General features: G+C 40.5%; 15 protein-coding genes. 13 read left to right on the plus strand and 2 right to left on the minus strand.

Annotation, left to right across the window (positions count from 1 at the left end; all coding sequences use genetic code 11):
• Window positions 1–2 precede the first annotated feature (2 nt).
• Window positions 3–836, minus strand: coding sequence for a dihydropteroate synthase (gene folP / locus MJO53_RS10875; RefSeq protein ID WP_252079091.1), 834 nt, complete (start codon window positions 834–836; stop codon window positions 3–5).
• Between the two features lie 96 nt (window positions 837–932).
• Between folP and MJO53_RS10880 the strand changes: the two genes are divergently transcribed.
• From MJO53_RS10880 to MJO53_RS10905, 6 genes are all read left to right on the plus strand, one after another.
• Entirely contained in the window at window positions 933–1,475 is a 543-nt protein-coding gene (locus MJO53_RS10880) for a DUF1599 domain-containing protein (RefSeq protein ID WP_252079092.1), read from the plus strand.
• Window positions 1,472–2,566 (plus strand): BT_3928 family protein, encoded by a 1,095-nt coding sequence (locus MJO53_RS10885; RefSeq protein ID WP_252079093.1) that lies wholly within the window; start codon window positions 1,472–1,474, stop codon window positions 2,564–2,566. Before MJO53_RS10880 ends, MJO53_RS10885 begins: the two co-directional genes overlap by 4 nt.
• A gap of 27 nt (window positions 2,567–2,593) precedes the next feature.
• Complete coding sequence (gene tpiA, locus MJO53_RS10890) at window positions 2,594–3,343, plus strand: triose-phosphate isomerase (RefSeq protein WP_224835295.1); 750 nt, start codon at window positions 2,594–2,596, stop codon at window positions 3,341–3,343.
• Between the two features lies 1 nt (window position 3,344).
• Complete coding sequence (prmA, locus tag MJO53_RS10895; protein WP_252081244.1) at window positions 3,345–4,181, plus strand: 50S ribosomal protein L11 methyltransferase; 837 nt, start codon at window positions 3,345–3,347, stop codon at window positions 4,179–4,181.
• Window positions 4,182–4,203: 22 nt separating this feature from the next.
• A complete protein-coding gene (locus MJO53_RS10900) occupies window positions 4,204–4,479 on the plus strand; it encodes an ATP-dependent Clp protease adaptor ClpS (protein WP_224835294.1) in 276 nt (91 codons plus the stop codon).
• 169 nt (window positions 4,480–4,648) lie between these two features.
• On the plus strand, window positions 4,649–5,260 hold the full coding sequence (locus MJO53_RS10905) for a hypothetical protein (RefSeq protein WP_252079094.1): 612 nt from the start codon (window positions 4,649–4,651) through the stop codon (window positions 5,258–5,260).
• Between the two features lie 17 nt (window positions 5,261–5,277).
• Here MJO53_RS10905 and MJO53_RS10910 read toward each other — a convergent pair whose 3' ends face one another.
• Window positions 5,278–6,750, minus strand: coding sequence for a PLP-dependent aminotransferase family protein (locus MJO53_RS10910; protein WP_252079095.1), 1,473 nt, complete (start codon window positions 6,748–6,750; stop codon window positions 5,278–5,280).
• A gap of 305 nt (window positions 6,751–7,055) precedes the next feature.
• Between MJO53_RS10910 and MJO53_RS10915 the strand changes: the two genes are divergently transcribed.
• The 7 genes from MJO53_RS10915 to MJO53_RS10945 all read left to right on the plus strand — a co-directional run bounded on the left by MJO53_RS10915 (window position 7,056) and on the right by MJO53_RS10945 (window position 17,202).
• Window positions 7,056–10,133, plus strand: a complete 3,078-nt coding sequence (locus tag MJO53_RS10915; protein WP_252079096.1) for a SusC/RagA family TonB-linked outer membrane protein — start codon at window positions 7,056–7,058, stop codon at window positions 10,131–10,133.
• A gap of 21 nt (window positions 10,134–10,154) precedes the next feature.
• Window positions 10,155–11,759 (plus strand): SusD/RagB family nutrient-binding outer membrane lipoprotein, encoded by a 1,605-nt coding sequence (locus MJO53_RS10920; protein ID WP_252079097.1) that lies wholly within the window; start codon window positions 10,155–10,157, stop codon window positions 11,757–11,759.
• Window positions 11,760–11,776: 17 nt separating this feature from the next.
• Window positions 11,777–12,940, plus strand: a complete 1,164-nt coding sequence (locus MJO53_RS10925; RefSeq protein WP_224835289.1) for a hypothetical protein — start codon at window positions 11,777–11,779, stop codon at window positions 12,938–12,940.
• Between the two features lie 32 nt (window positions 12,941–12,972).
• On the plus strand, window positions 12,973–14,304 hold the full coding sequence (locus MJO53_RS10930) for a fibronectin type III domain-containing protein (protein WP_252079098.1): 1,332 nt from the start codon (window positions 12,973–12,975) through the stop codon (window positions 14,302–14,304).
• 91 nt (window positions 14,305–14,395) lie between these two features.
• Window positions 14,396–15,967 (plus strand): N-acyl-D-amino-acid deacylase family protein, encoded by a 1,572-nt coding sequence (locus MJO53_RS10935; protein WP_252079099.1) that lies wholly within the window; start codon window positions 14,396–14,398, stop codon window positions 15,965–15,967.
• Window positions 15,968–16,293: 326 nt separating this feature from the next.
• On the plus strand, window positions 16,294–16,737 hold the full coding sequence (locus MJO53_RS10940; protein ID WP_224835286.1) for a hypothetical protein: 444 nt from the start codon (window positions 16,294–16,296) through the stop codon (window positions 16,735–16,737).
• A gap of 69 nt (window positions 16,738–16,806) precedes the next feature.
• Entirely contained in the window at window positions 16,807–17,202 is a 396-nt protein-coding gene (locus tag MJO53_RS10945; protein ID WP_252079100.1) for a hypothetical protein, read from the plus strand.
• The last annotated feature ends 94 nt before the right edge of the window (window positions 17,203–17,296 follow it).

Consider the following 17,296-nt stretch of genomic DNA (forward strand, 5'->3'; position numbering starts at 1 on the left):
AATCAGAGGGCATTCTCTTTTAGAGCTTTCACAAGTTTAATACATTCCGATGCTTCTTTTACATCATGGGCACGAATAATGTTTGCGCCTTTTAAAAGGGCAATGGTGTGCAAGGCCGTTGTTCCGTTCAATGCTTCTTTCGGGGATGATTCCAAAATTTTATAAATCATTGATTTTCTGCTCAAACCGATCAAAATGGGCAAACCAAAAGTTTGGAACATGTCTAAATGGTTTAAAAGAGTATAGTTCTGGGCCGTGGTCTTTGCAAAACCAAATCCTGGATCTAGAATAATATCGTTGATTTTTTTGCCGGAGCTTTCTTTTACTTTTTCAGAGAAATAAAATCTAAGGTCATTGATCAAGTCCTCGTAAGCAGCTTCTTTCTGCATGGATTGTGGAGTTCCTTTCATGTGCATCATAATATAAGGGACCTGATGCTTGGCAACCGTATCAAACATCTTCTTATCCAAATTTCCCGCAGAAATATCGTTGATCAAGGCTGCTCCGTGCTCAATACTTGTCGATGCCACCTTGCTCCGAAATGTGTCCACTGATATTAAAGTATCTGGAAACTTTTTCAGGATAAGATCCATAATGGGAATCAATCTTTTTAATTCTTCATCTTCGGGTACGTGCTCGGCACCTGGTCTTGAACTATAGGCGCCCATATCTATAAAGGCGGCTCCATGGCTCAACATATAATCGACCTGCGATAGTATGGACGTTTCATCTTTGTACTTTCCACCATCAAAAAACGAGTCTGGTGTAAGATTAAGAATTCCCATTACTTTGGGAGATGATAGGTCTATTAATTCACCTTTGCAGTTTATCGTCATAAAAAATATCTGCTTAGTTGGGTTTCATTATCTTTGGCAATGTGCTTTTTTGGCACAAACAAGTTGGACGAAATTTACGCAAATTAGCAACAATACATGCAGCATACTTCCCAACAATACGATGCGGTGATACAAACCTGCCGGGAATTGTTTTTAAAAAAGGCTAAGGATTATGGCACAGCTTGGAGAATCCTGAGGTTACCATCCTTAACAGATCAGATTTTTATTAAGGCACAACGTATCCGAAGTCTACAGCAAAATGACGTACGGAAAGTGGACGAGGGCGAATATTCAGAGTTCATTGGAATTATCAATTATTCCATTATGGCCTTGATCCAACTTAAGAAAGGAGTGGTGGAACAACCCGATATTACCGCAGATGAAGCCATTGAGCTCTACGATGCGGAAGTTGCCATCACCAAAAAATTGATGGAAAACAAGAACCACGATTATGGCGAAGCTTGGAGGGATATGAGGGTAAGTTCGTTGACGGATCTGATTTTACAAAAATTGTTGCGCGTAAAACAAATTGAAGACAACCAAGGTACGACCTTGGTAAGCGAAGGCGTGGATGCCAACTATCAGGATATGGTTAATTATGCGGTTTTTGCATTGATTCATTTAAAAGAAGAAGAATGAAATATTTGGTTTGGATATCAAGAATTTTTGTGGGCATATTGTTCATTATAAGTGGACTCATCAAGCTCAACGACCCCATGGGTTTCTCTTTTAAATTGGAGGAATATTTTAGCCCGAGTGTGCTAGATCTTACCTTTTTTACACCTCTGGCCTTGGAAATTTCCATTTTTGTGGTGATTGCAGAGGTAATTCTAGGGATCTTGTTATTGATCGGGTTTAAACCAAAATTCACTGTTTGGAGTCTTTTGCTAATGATTGTTTTCTTCACATTCCTTACATTTTACTCCGCGTATTTTAATAAAGTAACGGATTGCGGATGCTTTGGAGATGCAGTTAAACTTACACCATGGGAATCCTTTACCAAAGATGTGATTCTGTTGGTGTTTGTTCTAGTACTTTTCTTTGGTAAAAAATATATTACACCCATGTTCAGTTCCAAAGTAAATTGGATTATTGGGGGAGTTGCCCTTTTGGCATGTATGTTGTTCGCCAACCATGTGTTGGCCCATTTGCCCTCGGTGGATTTTAGACCCTACAAAATCGGTGCGAACATACAAGAAGGAATGTCCGTTCCAGAAAATGCACCTAAGCCAGTTTACGAATATGCATGGCGATTTAAGGTCAACGGGGAAGAAAAAGTAATTGTGACCGAAGGAGATTATCCATCCGTTGATGGTGAATTTATCGATGTGGAGACCACCGAGATCCAAGCTGGATACGAGCCGCCAATACACGATTTTACCATTGAGCAAGAAGGACAGGATTATGCGGCAGAATTACTTGAAGAGGAGAAATTGGTAATGGTTATAGCCTATGATATGGCAAAAAGCGATTACGAGGCCTTTGAGCAGGTGGCCAAAGTTACTGCCGAAGCAAAGCGTAAAGGCTACAAAGTAATAGGAATGTCAGCGTCCAGTAGTGATACGGCCGAAAAATTGATAAAATCCTACGGCTTGGACTTTGAGTTCTACTTTACGGATGAAACTACCTTAAAGACCATAGTACGTTCCAATCCGGGCATCTTGGTGTTGAACAAGGGGACTATTCGGCAAAAGGCACATTACAATGATTTTGAAGAACTTACTTTCTAAATATAAAACTGAGAAAAACCAGAGAAAATGAGAACAAAAATAGTGGCAGGAAACTGGAAAATGAACAAGAATCTTCAGGAAACAGAAGAATTGTTGGCCGAGCTTTCCGCTAAATTACCCGATACCGATGCAGATATCATAGTAGCGCCCACTTTTGTAAACCTTCAAGCAGCAAAGGAAGCATTGCAAGATTCAAAAATACAGGTCGCAGCACAGAATATGCACTTTGCCGAAAATGGTGCATACACCGGCGAGATTTCTGCCGATATGCTACTTGCCCTCGGTGTGGACACGGTAATCATCGGTCATTCCGAAAGGCGAGCCTATTTTGGGGAAGATGATGCGCTTTTGTCCAAAAAGGTAAGAACGGCCGTAGAAAAAGGACTTAAGGTAATCTTCTGTTTTGGAGAAGAATTGGAGGATAGAAAATCCGACAAGCATTTTACCGTAGTGGAAAACCAGTTAAAAAATGCCCTTTTTGATTTAGATGCCAGCGCATGGAGCAAAATTGTGCTTGCCTACGAGCCTGTTTGGGCCATTGGTACTGGCGAGACCGCGAGTCCGGAACAAGCACAGGAAATGCACGCTTTTATTAGAAAAACTATAGCAGATGGGTTTAATTCCTCCATTGCGGAAGATGTTTCCATACTATATGGTGGAAGCGTAAAACCGGCAAATGCATCGGAAATTTTCTCCAAGCCCGATGTGGATGGAGGTTTGATCGGTGGCGCATCTTTAAAAGCTACAGATTTTTCCGAAATAATTAAGGCTATTTAAAATTTGGCACTTGGTATACCTCGAATACGATTTTAAGATCGACCCGCCCCAGCCCGCAACAGATATTTTGATTGCGGAGTTGGGAGAATTGGGTTTTGAAAGCTTTGTGGAAAACGAAACAGGGCTGTTGGCCTATATTTTAAAGTCGGAATGGAAGGGGGGCATGCTAAGTGAACTGTTCGTTTCCCAAAACCCAAATTTTAAGATAAGTTGGACCAGCAAGGAAATTGAGCAGCAAAACTGGAATGCCGAATGGGAAAAGAATTTTCACCCCATTAAGGTCGGTGACCAATGTATGGTTCGGGCACCTTTTCACGACCCAGCTAAGGTAGAATACGATATAGTGATCGAGCCAAAAATGAGTTTTGGTACGGGACATCATGAAACTACCCATATGATGCTCGAGCATATCCTCGTAAACGATTTTGAGGGTAAATCGGTTTTGGATATGGGGTGCGGTACCGGTGTGTTGGCTATTTTGGCAAAAAAACGCGGTGCTACGGATGTGGATGCCATAGATATAGATGAATGGTGCTATCTGAATACCCAAGAAAATGTGGAACGAAACAATTGTCCCGAAATCAAAACCTATCAAGGAGATAGCAATTTGCTCAAGGATAAAAAATATGATGTTATTTTGGCCAACATCAATAGAAATATTTTATTGGAGGACATTCCGATATACGCAGATTGTTTAGCAAAAGAAGGTACGCTTTTTTTAAGTGGTTTTTATTTAGAAGATTTAGATGCAATATCTTCAAAATGTGCGGCACATGGTTTGGAATTTGAAAAAAATCTGGAGAAGAACAATTGGATTGCAGCAAAATATGTAAATTAGAATAGCATAAACCTCAAGTATTATGGGCACTAGGGAAAAGGAATTGGAAGATGTCCTTCTAGAAGAAGAAACGGTGAAGGAGCACGAGATCGTACTTTTTAATGATGACGTGAATACTTTCGACCATGTTATCGAAACCCTTATCAATGTGTGCGAGCATACACCCGAGCAAGCGGAGCAATGCTCCATAATTGTTCATTATAAAGGAAAATGTACGGTTAAAACGGGTGAATATTCCTATTTAGAGCCCAGATGCAGCAAACTTTTGCAGGCAGGTTTGAGCGCAGAGATTTTGTGATAGACCTGTTTTACCCTTTTTAGTATTACTATTTTAATTGTTTTAAAAGAATCTGATTAAGCAATAATTTCATGAATTCTTTACCTTGACCTAGAACTTTTTGCCGTCCCACTTCTTTAATTTTTAGCCTAAACAACCATAACCAACCCAATAACGCCCATTTTTAAAAATGAGTGAATTTTTTAAGGCAGAACTAAAGGATCGTTTTTTGGAATATGCTTTGGACCGAAACGACTATTTTCAAATCCACACGCTTTACGACGAATTTTTACGACCACATTATAGTTTGGAATATGTACAGAGGTTGGTACAGGAAATCCTGAATTACGATTCCACTTTACTGGATGTTATGGGAGGCAATGGAATGGATATGTTTATGTTGGCTTCAACGCCTAACACCCAAGATTTTTTGGACGAAGGAGGGTTTATGAATCTTTATGTAAAAGAGGAGGAAAAATGGGACACATTTTTGGGACATTTATCGAACACTCCAAAGCTCACCAAAGATGAGAGAAAACTGCTCAAGAAGAAAACATCAACCTCCAAAAGGGAAAAAGCGTTGCTTATCGGTTTGGTCTCTGCGTTGGCAATCAGTTTTTTGTTTACGATAATCAGTATTTTTTCCGAGGTTTTTTTGCGTCCGGAATACGTGCCTGCCGATGAATTTGAACGTAAGATCAATCAATTGAAGGAACAGAGTATTTTGGAAAATCAAAAGCTCAAGAATCAACTGGAACTGACAAAGCAGCAACTGGATTCACTTAAAAATCTAAAAGATTAAAAAAATCCGAGAGCATATTACAATTGGCCCATAATCTCGCCAATCTTACGTATGGTTTCCTTGATTTGTTTTTGGTTTACCGAGCAAAACCCCATAACCAGCCCATTGGCATCATTTGGTAAAATATAATATCTGCTCAATGCATGTACACGAATGTTTTGGTCCATTAACTTCTGTTCTATATATAGGTCGCTCTGTTTTTTTTTGATATGAGCGATCAAGTGGAGCCCCAAACAGGACGTTTCTAGCTGGAACCAATCTCCTAAAATGGTATTGAATTGTTCTACAAAATATTCTTTTCTCTGTTGGGCCGTGTCGATTACCTTTCTTAGGTGTTTGTTTAAATAATCTTTTTGGATAAAAGCGCTCATGGCTTTCTGGTCTTGTCTTGGTACGAACCTGCTGGACTGCTGGTACAGGCCGCTTACAGGACCGATCAGTTGTTCAGGTAGAATTATGTAGCCCAACCGCAGGGATGGGTGTATCAATTTATTGAACGTGCCCAAATAGACCACTCTCTCCTGTAAATCCATTCCAAACAACGACCCCAATGGCTTTTTCCAATTACTGAATTCGTGGTTATAATCATCTTCAATGATATAGGTTTCATTCACTGTTGCCCAATTTAACAATTGGAATCTTCTGGACATGCTCATTTTTACACCAGTTGGGTACTGGCAGGATGGTGTGGTGTAAACAAATTTCGGGTTTGTGCAATTAATGCCTTTTAGATTGATTCCTTCATCATCTACCGGAGCGGGTTGTATCACGGCGCCCAAGTTTTTGAAAAGACTATGGGCCATTGGGTACATTGGGTTTTCAACCACAATATTGTCATTTTTTTCAAGGAGAATGCTCGAGACCAAAAAAAGGGAATGTAATGATCCAGTGGTAACGATTATTCGATCGGGCGAACAATTAATGTTCCTATATACTTTTAAGTATTGGGAAATATTCTCTCTTAGACAATGTAGGCCCTTCGTATCACTGTAGGATAACTCAGAAGGAGTAATACGTTTCCAATAGTCGTCGATGAGCTTTTTCCAAATTTGGACGGGGAAAATATCCAAAGGAGGTAATCCCGGCCTAAAAGCGACCTCTTTTATGGAATCTTGTCCGGCCCAAAGATTGTTTTCCGAAAAAGCTATTCCTTGTTTGGATAGCTTTGGGTGGCCACCTTTATGGTCGAGAGCGGAAATATTGAGCCTTATTTTTTTGTCTTCAGTTGCTCGAACATAATATCCAGAACCTCTTTTGGATGTAATATAATTCTCCACCAACAATAGGTCAATGGCTTTTAAGACGGTGCTTCGGGATATGCCAAGGTCCATTGCCAGAACCCTGGAAGGGGGCAGTTTGGTACCGTTCTCGAGGGAGCGGTTCAATATAGCTTTTCTGAACGCCGTGTAGAGGTTGACATAAATTTGAGGTTGATTTGCATCCAAAAAAAAGCCATTTCTTTCTAAAAGGCCTTTAATGTTAAAGTGCATAATTGGTATGCTAAATCAAATATGATTGGTATGCGGAAGGTAGTGGTTTATCCTTTAATTTTCAGTTTTTTAACAAAAGGTTTACAATGCAGTTCCCAAATCCTACAAGTAGAGCTTTGTTGTTCAAGTGCTATAGCGAAGTGGTTTTTACACCTGGCTTGAACGGTTGGACAAGCTTCTTTTTTGAATTTGATAGTTTAAGCTTTCATACTTGCTGGATCAATATCAGACTTCGGCCTCAGTATCCCGAACCTGTTTTTTACAAACATCAAGACCAATCTAATCACGTTTAAACCTACTTACCAATGCCCATAAACCAAAATATATGCCTGTGTCTGCTTTTACTATTTTCTTTCACTATAAACGCACAACGACAGATCAATGGAAAGGTAAGTGATGCCTCTGGGCCATTGCCCGGTGCCAGTGTTGTTGTAAAAGGTACCAGTGTAGGAACTACCACCAATTTTGATGGGGAATACACAATTACTGTTCAAAACGGAGCAGATGTTTTGGAATTTAGCTACATAGGGTTCACAGCACAGGAAGTCGTTGTGGGCAATCAAAATGAGATCAATGTGCTATTGGTGGAAAGTACAGAGCTTTTGGACGAAGTAGTAGTGACCGCCCAGGGAATTAAAAAGTCCAAAAAAGCACTTGGTTATGCCATTGCCAATGTAAAATCAGAAGAAGTAGAAAAAAGGCCCGAAGCGGATTTGGCGCGTACTCTACAAGGTAAGGTCGCTGGTGTAGCGATAACCCCGGCCGATGGTCAAACAGGCTCATCTTCCACAATTCGAATTCGGGGAAATATTTCGTTGACTGGTTCTAACGCACCTTTGATAGTGGTAAACGATGTTCCGTTCAATGGACTTTTAAGGGATCTAGATCCAAACGATATCGAAAATATAAGCATCTTAAAAGGGTTCAATGCTGCTGTGCTATATGGTAGCGAAGGAAGAAACGGGGTCATCTTGATTCAGACCAAGAGTGGTTCGGCAAAAATAGGCGAAGCTAGCACAACGGTAACTTATGCCACCTCGGTGTACACCAATATGGTGTCCCAATTGCCAAAATACCAAAACACATATTCCAACGGACTGGAAGGGGTACAATTTGGCGCAACGATATTTTCAAACTTTGGACCGGCTTTTTCGGAAATGGACCCAGTACCGCACCCTTATGCCAATATGGGCGATATTTTTCCTGAGTATGCGGACAAAATGATCAAAATAGGCCCAAAACCGGATAACGTGAAGAATATTTTTAGAATGGGAATAGGAACAAATCATTCCTTGACCTTTTCAACTTCCAAAGAAAAAGTGGGCTTTAACTTATCGGCCGGATATACCGATGAGTCTGGAATAATTGACCACAACGATTTAAAGCGTTTTAATTTGAGCTTGGGAGGAAAGGCCCAGCTTGGTGAAAAACTGGATGTTTCCGCAAATATTGGGTATTCGACCAGAAAGGTAAATTTGATCAATGATGAGGATATTTTTAATCTGGTGTTCTATTTGCCCCGATGGATAGATTTAACAGAGTTGCCCTATCAGAACCCTTTGACAGGGGAGTCTGTCTATTACCGTAACGATACCAATCCACTTTGGATTCTAAACAATTCCGGGAATTATGATGATAAAGTCCGTGTTTTTGGAAATGTAACCGCAAATTATCAGCTCTCCAACTCGCTGAATGTTACATACCGCGCAGGTTTTGATTCAGATAGCTATACGGGCTTCGATTTTTCCAATAAAGGCGGGTATGATGATGTGTATCAGCAAGGATATCTCAATATAGGGGATAGTAAGGAGGTAATTGTAAATCAAACTGCTATACTCGGGTTTAATAAGGAATTGATCAAAAACTTGAGTCTGGAAGCACAGATAGGGCTCAACAGCCAAATAACGCGATTCGTAGGAAATTCATCAAACTCGGATGGTCAAATTGTATATGGATTTTTAAGACCGAGTAATTTTACCGTAACGGAATCCAGCTACAGCCGTACCAACGAGAATTTGGCTGGCACCTTTGGTCAATTTCAATTTGCGTACAAGAGTTATTTGTATGCCACAATATCTGGTAGAAACGATTGGGGCAGTACGGTAGAAAAAGATAACCGATCACTTTTCTACCCAGGGGCATCCTTATCGTTTATTCCGACCAGTGCGTTTAATTTTGGAGGAAACACACTTAATTACCTTAAGCTTAGGGGAGCGTATGCAACATCATCAGGGTATCCCGCGCCATATAGAACGCGAAGTACATTGATTATTGATCCCTTGAGGTTTGCCGCTCCCGACGGAACCTATCCGGTAACCAATAGATATAGTACCCGCTACGCCAATCTAAATTTAAAACCAGAACTGCATAAAGAAATTGAGTTTGGTATAGAATCCAAACTGTTTCACAATAGAGCATCTTTAGAGGTGTCCGTTTATCAACGCGTATCGGAAGACCAGATTGTAGAGTCGCCGGTGGCCCCCGCCACTGGATACGATGATCAGTTTATAAACTTAGGAAGGATAGATAGTGAAGGAATCGAGGTTGATCTAGGTGTCGATATTTTTCGAGGGGATAAATTTCGTTGGAATTTCAGGAACATAGTCACTGCGGACGAATCCATGGTTCGTGAAACCACGCCAACCGGAGCGGATATAAATCTCCGTGAAGATAGATTTGCCGTGGAAGGCGAGCCTTTTGGTGTTATAAAAGGGGACTATGCCTTAAGGGATGAGGATGGAAACCTACTGATCAATGGCAATGGCTCGGCGACCAGAGTAGGTGAAGTAATTACCAGTAACGATATTGGCCTGCCCAACAAAGTTATTGGAGATCCCAATCCAGATTGGAGACTTACCAATATAAATAGCTTTGGTATCGGGAGTTTTTCGATCAGTGCTCAAATCGAATACCGCCATGGGGGCGAAATTTACTCCACAGCGGTAAAAAATATGCTTGAACGTGGCGTGGCAAAGGAAACCGAGGATAGAGAAGGGGCATTTGTGTTGCCTGGTTTTTTGGCGGACGATGTTACAGGCGAACCATTATTGGATGCCAATGGAAATCAAATTCCCAATAATATTCAATTAAATAGCGGAAGATTGGGTTATTCCAACTATTACAATGCTAACGATCTTGCCATGTGGGACACGTCGATCTTTAGACTTAGGGAAGTGGCGGTAGGCTACACGTTGAAACCAAAAAAAGCTGACAGATTGCCGTTCAAAAGAATGGACCTTACCCTTTCGGCACGAAACTTATGGTATGTGGCCCCCAATTTTCCAAAATATATCAATTACGACCCGGAAAGTGATGGTCTGGATGGGGATAGCACCGTCCCATCAACAAAAAGGTTTGCCTTTAATGTATCAGTGTCCTTCTAATTCAAAAATAATTTAAACCACATGCGAAGAACAATAGAATATTTTGGTAGAATAGCATTGATATCCATAGCGTTGCTAGGGTGTGAAGTTTCTGATTTTGACTTACAGGACAACCCTAATTTCCTTACCCCGAAAAGTGCGGACCCTGAATATCTCTTGAACGAAATCCAATATCAATTTCAATCCCTAATGGGACTTATGATATTAAATACGGACGATCTTATGCGTTATGAAGCAATGACCGATACCTATGGTGATTTGGTCTCCGTAACAGTATTGGATACTGAATGGGAAAGCTATTTTGAGGCCCTGAACAATTCCAAGACCATAGAAGCTTTGGCAGAAAAGGATGAAACCTTATTATTCCATAACGCCATCAATAAATTGCTTTTGGGATACCTTACCATAACTATGGTGGACTATATGGGGGCAATACCTTACACTGAGGCGGTTGTCCCATCCGAATACCCGAACCCAGGATTGGAAAGCGGTATAGATATTTATAAAAAAGTCCTGAATGATATTGATCGGGCCATATTGGATATTGAGAACTCCACCTTCAACTTTTCTACAGATTTGTTCTATGATAGCGATAAGGATAAATGGATAGCTTTTGCCAATTCTTTTAAGCTCAAGATTTTGGTGCAGACCCGATTGGCGAGTTCTGAAATTGGGGTATCAGATATTGCATTGGCAATTAATGAACTGTTGGAAAAAGATTTGATAGATTCAGAAACTGAAGATTTCCAATACACCTTTTCCACTGTGGAGGAGCCAGAAAGTCGCCATCGTTATTTCCGTAGAGGGTATGTGAGCAATTTTGGACAATACATGGGCAACTATTTTATGTTTATGCTCAAAGATTCCAAAAGCGTTGCGGACCCACGGCTACGTTACTATTTGTATAGGCAGTCCGATTCCAGTCCGTTCAGTATAGTGCCCTATTCAACGTGTTTGCAAGAGTCCAATGTGGATTATTGTTATATCGGGGATTTTTACCGAGGACTGGACCATGGAGAAAGTCGTACTGGCTTTGGAGATAATGAGGAAAGAACAGTATATGGTTTGTATCCCGGAGGTGGAACATTTGATGAGGACCAGTTTGTATCCGCCCCAAAAACCTCTACACATTTGGATGGAGCGGGTATTTTACCCCTTTTAACATCTTCCTTTGTAAAGTTTTTAAGGGCAGAGGCAGCATTAATGCTGAGTACGGGCGAAGACCCGGAGAAACTATTAAGGGAAGCAATACAGGATTCTATGGACAAAGTTCTCTCTTTCGGAGAAGTAGATTCGGACTTTGAGTCCACGGATGAAGAAGTAGAAGCATATATTGATGAGGTTCTTTTCAATTTTAACAATGTGGCCACCAACGAACAAAAACTCGATATAATTATAACGGAGTATTATTTGGCAGCCTTCGGAAATTCGATGGAATCCTACAACGCATATAGAAGAACAGGATACCCTTCTAATATTCAAGTCCCCATAGATAACGATAACCCAACATTCCCACGAAGCTTTCCTTATTCGGCACGGGCGGTAGAGATAAACTCCTCATTAACCCAAAAGCTGAATACAGATAGGGTTTTTTGGGATACCAACCCAGAAGGGTTCATAAAATAACTAGAAAACTTGTCAATATGTATAGAAAAGTACTTTGGATTGTTGCATTGGTGTTGGCTCTATCCTGCGATAATGAGAACAATACTCTCGAGGATATTGCATTCAAGGGTGGTTATATCACATTTGTAGAAGCACCGAACCTTAGTTTTAATATTTTAAAGGTTGACTCGGAAGTGTTTACGGCGACGTTGCAAGACCCGAATCAGAATGCATCAAGCTATACCTTGGATGTATTGTACAAAGATGGCGAAGCGGTCATAGAAGATTATATCGAGATAAGTAGTTTTCCATATACCCTAACATTTGATCTCTCCGATGTACTTGAAGCTTTACAAGTAGAAGAAACCGAAGTAGAGCTAACGGATAGAATAACGTTTGTAGCAACTGTTGTGACCCCAACAGGAACCTTTAATGGAAGGTCGCCGGATTTTGATTTTAATTATATCAACCAAGGTGGACAAACCACAGACCGGTTAAAGCAATCTGAACATAACAATGCAATGGAATTTACCATTGGGTTCTATCAGCCGCCTGGTGTAAAGATCAGAGGAACTTCTTTCGAAGAACCTGCCGTAGCAGGAGATGAAGATGTTTACAATAGAAATGGTACAAACGATGAAACACTCGACCTGATCAATGGACCAAGTCCGCCCTACGTGGATTATGTAGCGCAAGGGTCCGGACCAGATAATGAGTTAGGCTTCGATACCGAGTATTTGGCCATTCCCAATATCAGTACCAGTAGCCTTGGCTTTTCAGAAGAACGCATAGGAGTAATGTCTTTATTCGAGGATTACGAAGAATATCCGGATGGAGTGCAGGGATTCCATTCGGAAGACGCTGATGGCGCTCTGAGAATAACTTTTGATACGGTACATGTTCCCGAAGGGCAAAACAACTCGGGAATCTCTTTTGAAGTTTTCTTTGGGGACACTAGTTGGGAGGACTTGGACGGTATCCACGCCTATGCAAATATCACCACAGACAATGGCGATGAGGTTTTGGAACTAATAAATATCTATAACGATGATGTAGAGGCCGTAGCTGGCCAATGGATGGAGGTAAACAGCGGGTTTCAAAAAGGAATTCGCTCGTATCAATTGGTTGTTCAAATACAATCAGGAGCCACGGCAGAATCGTTCGATTTGGATAATATCATTGTTTATGAAGCTGAAGACTAAACCTCATTAATTGGAGACTTAAATTAAAAGTTATGGATTTAATAATAAAAAGAAGAAGTTGTTCGCAAACAATCATCAGTTTTTTATGGCTATTGTTGGGAGCTATCTCTTGCTCATCCGAGGATAAAGAAAATACTGAAACAGCTGTAGATCTGGACCCCCCTACCATACCAGTAGGTTTAAAGGCCGAAAATATTACACAACGGACATTATTTTTGTATTGGAACCCCGCAGAAGATAATGTAAACGTAAAGAATTACTCCTTGTATCAAAACGGTGAATTTTTAGTGGGGTCGGGCAAGCCATCTTATTATTTGGATGATCTGGTACCAGGAACCGATTATACTTTTCAAGTACTGGCTACCGATGAAGCAGGAAACTCATCTAAACTCAGCGACCCTATCAATGTGCATACATCCGACCCCCTTGTGGCGGAACTGCAGTTTGCCTCCGGTAACTTGGAGGATTACTTAAGGGATTTGCTGGATATTGTGCCGGGTATATCGGCCAAGAAATACAAAGTCCCCACGGACAACGAATTGGATCAATGGGACTCCATTATAGATGCTATTTTGGATGAAGACATCACCAAAGCTGTTGATGAAGCCGTGTATCTAAATTATCAGATAGTGGAGTTTACGGATATTTATTCCTCTCCGAATCAAGTTTACTATATTATAAAGGAATATCAAGAAAGACAGAACTACTGGGGGACTTATGTTTTTAGCAAGACCCCAAAACGAAAAGACTTGGTTTTGGCTGCTCCTCACGTATTGCACGATCAAAAAACTGGATACCAGGCAGCATTCGCCTTTAGAAGGAACGTAGCTAGGGCATTGTTTTTAAGCGGGGCCCACCGATGTGATCAAGAAGGTTCCTCTACATGCGATGGCACAACCAAATCTTGTAGCTCATATTTTGGGGCATATAGGATATCGGATGTTCCACACAATACCAATACTACATTTCAGGTCACAACCGAAAATCTGTTTAATGCACTTCCTTCCAGTGTTTTTGTTCAACTTCATGGATTTGGTAAGGAGCCGACCGACCCTTACGTTATTTTAAGTAATGGAACCAATAAAACACCAGCAAAAGATTATGTGGTTATGCTTAGGGATGCCCTTCTTGAAGAAGATAATACCTTGACCTTTAAAATTCCGCACATCGATCTAAATTGGACACGATATGCAGCGTTCGATAATACCCAAGGCAGATATATAAACGGTTCGGCATCTCCTTGCAGTGTGCCGGCAACAGGAACAACAGGTAGATTTGTGCATATAGAGCAAGAGCGCTCAAAACTTCGGCAAGATGAGTCTGGGTGGATTAAAATCAGTAATGCATTGGGCAAAGTGTTTTAAAATGATAGGTTCAATGACAATTGAAACTATGACTTTGTTAGGTTTCACCTATATTTATGGATGATGAGGCAACTAATGAAACTCTGATCAATTGGGTGTAAAGATTAAATATAAGGTGTTTTGTGTCGGTGCAGTGCTCACATTGCTATTTGTTGCAGCCTGTACCCACCCTGCAATTAAAGCCGATATACTAATTAAAAACGGAACCGTGTACAATGGGATGGATACCGTTCCGAGTATAGTGGATATAGCCGTTAAAGAAGATAAAATCGTTTATGTTGGCAGTGCGGGCAAAGTTCAAATAAACGCTTCAAAAATAATTAATGCCGCAGGATTGACAGTATCACCGGGCTTTATTGATCCTCATACACATGCAACCAACGATTTGGTAAACGAAAATTTGTCGGACAATAAACCGTTTCTTTTTCAAGGCGTAACAACGGTAGTAGTGGGCAACGATGGTAGTAGCCCATATCCATTCGTAAAATATGCTGCCAAATGCGAAGAGCATGGGGTCGGTACCAATGTAGCAGTGTTTGTAGGGCATGGCACGGTAAGGAAAATGGTAGTAGGATCCAGCGACCGTAAGGCAACACAGCAAGAAATAACAAAAATGCAAAAGGTAATCCGAGCAGAAATGGATGCAGGGGCCTTTGGTATGTCCACCGGATTGTTCTATGCCCCGGGAAGTTATTCCGATACCGATGAAATAATAGCATTGGCAGAAGTCGTTGCCGAAACAAAAGGTGTTTATGATACACATTTGAGAGACGAAAGCACATACTCCATAGGATTGATCCCCGCAATAAAAGAAACCATAGAAATCGGAGAAAAAGCGGGTTTGCCCGTACATATTTCGCACATTAAATGTTTGGGAGTAGATGTATGGAAACAAAGTGATTCCATTATTACCATTATTGAAGCTGCACAAAAAAAGGGAATTCAGGTAACCGCAAATCAATATCCATATAACGCATCGGCTACTGGACTTCAAGCTGCAGTAGTACCACGCTGGGCAGAAAGTGGGGGTAGGGATTCGTTGGTTGTTCGTATTAATACCACTGGGCAAAGAACTAAGATATTGGAAGAAACCAAAATTAATATCGCAAGAAGGGGAGGGCCAAAAACCTTATTGATCGTTCAGTCGCCCAACAAACTGTATGAAGGTAAAAATCTTGAGGAAATATCCGAGATTCATAATATGCCTCCAGAAGAAACCGTCTTTAAAATCTTGGAGGACGGTTATGCAAAGATCGCCTCCTTTAATATGACCAGGTATGACATTGCAAATTTTATGGATGAGCCATGGGTGGTAACTGGTTCGGATGGCGGTTCGGGACACCCGAGAAAGTATGGTTCGTTTCCAAGAAAATATAATACCTATGTTAAGCAGGATAGTGTATTAACTACAGCAGCCTTCATTAACCGAAGCAGTGCAGTAACCGCAGATATTCTTCGGATCCCTAATCGGGGTAAGTTGTTGGAGGGGTATTTTGCAGATATCATTATTTTCGACCCCGCTACTTTTATGGATAAAGCTACTTATGAAGATGCTTTTAAATTGGCCGAAGGGTTAAAATATAGTATCATCAACGGGAAGATTGCCATTGATGAAGGAAAATATATAGGACAAAAAAATGGTACGGTTCTTAGGAAAAAATAAGAAAAAGGTGTCTAATTCTTTCTAAGGCTTAATGCCTGTTTGAAAAATTTGGTTTAAAAATTCCCATAAGGCAGATGCGGTTGGTTCTAACTTAGTTTTTTTTGATCTTTATCAATATTTCAATTTAGGACTTATTGAACTTTACGGATAATTGCCTTTAATTTCCGAATCAAATCGCTAAAAATGTGAATTCGGGTATATTAATTTAAGCAAGCCATTGTTTTTTGTTAAATTGGTCTTGTCTTATCCAAAGAGATCTAAGAGCAATTGTATTGATGGGCGAACTGATTTGCCCTCGTAGCCATCCAACTAAAACCAAAAAGATCATGAAAAAAATATTCCTTACACTGATTCTCTTTATTGCTTTTTTTAGTTTATCCAATCAAAAAGCGATCGGGCAGTCCCAATTGGATGCCGAAACGGTAAACGATTTAAAAAATACGACCCAGTTCGCTATCGGCGTAAGTGACGAGCGACATTTTAAAGGAGCTTTGAGCATGTACGATTTTTTGGTGGAAAATGGGGTGGAAATAACCGACTACGAAATTGTGGTAAAAGGTAAAATTGTGGCAAAATTGGTAAAGGGATCGGAATTGGAGGTCTTTTTTCAAAAATATAGGTCAAAGGTGCGCGTAAGCCTTTGCAGTGTTGCCATGAAAAAACAAAATGTTACCAAAGAGCAGATTATCGAAGGTCTTGTTCCGGTCCCCACATGGTCCGTCCGAATCTTGCAGTTGCAGGCCAAAGGGTACAACACGCTTACCTATTGAATTCTGATTTAGAAGTATTTGTTTTTCTTTCATTGTAAAATAATGTTGGCATAACAAATTATTATACTTTTGCTGATTGAATCAATGTATTTAAAATTGGTAAAAGGGCGAAAATCATATGTTTTTGTTGCATTGTTGGCAGTGTATGCTTGGGCGATGGCATTGGGGTATTCATCACTCCATTCGGTCCATGGATCTCCAAAGGCACTAAGTCAACAATGGTACCAATTGGAGGATACGTCCGATGGCTTCCAGCACACATTGCCCGCTGTTTATTCCGATTATATTAACAGTGCTTCGGAGAACAATCAACATTTAGGTACAGATAGTCACATTGTCGCAGGTTTACATGGTCTATTGCATCCGATGGTTTCTCATCTAGATGCGCTTCCAATAAAATCACCAAATGGCCTCATTAATAAGAACAAGGCCAATTTACTTTATCCTTTCCATTTCTTTTTTTGAAATCTTTTTGATTTTTCCGTGACATGGATTGTGTCATACACATCTATTTAAGCCCTCACATACGTGCTGGGTTACATTATTTTATTTAAAAAAT

The sequence above is a fragment of the Flagellimonas marinaquae genome (assembly GCF_023716465.1).
Lineage (GTDB): Bacteria > Bacteroidota > Bacteroidia > Flavobacteriales > Flavobacteriaceae > Flagellimonas > Flagellimonas alginolytica.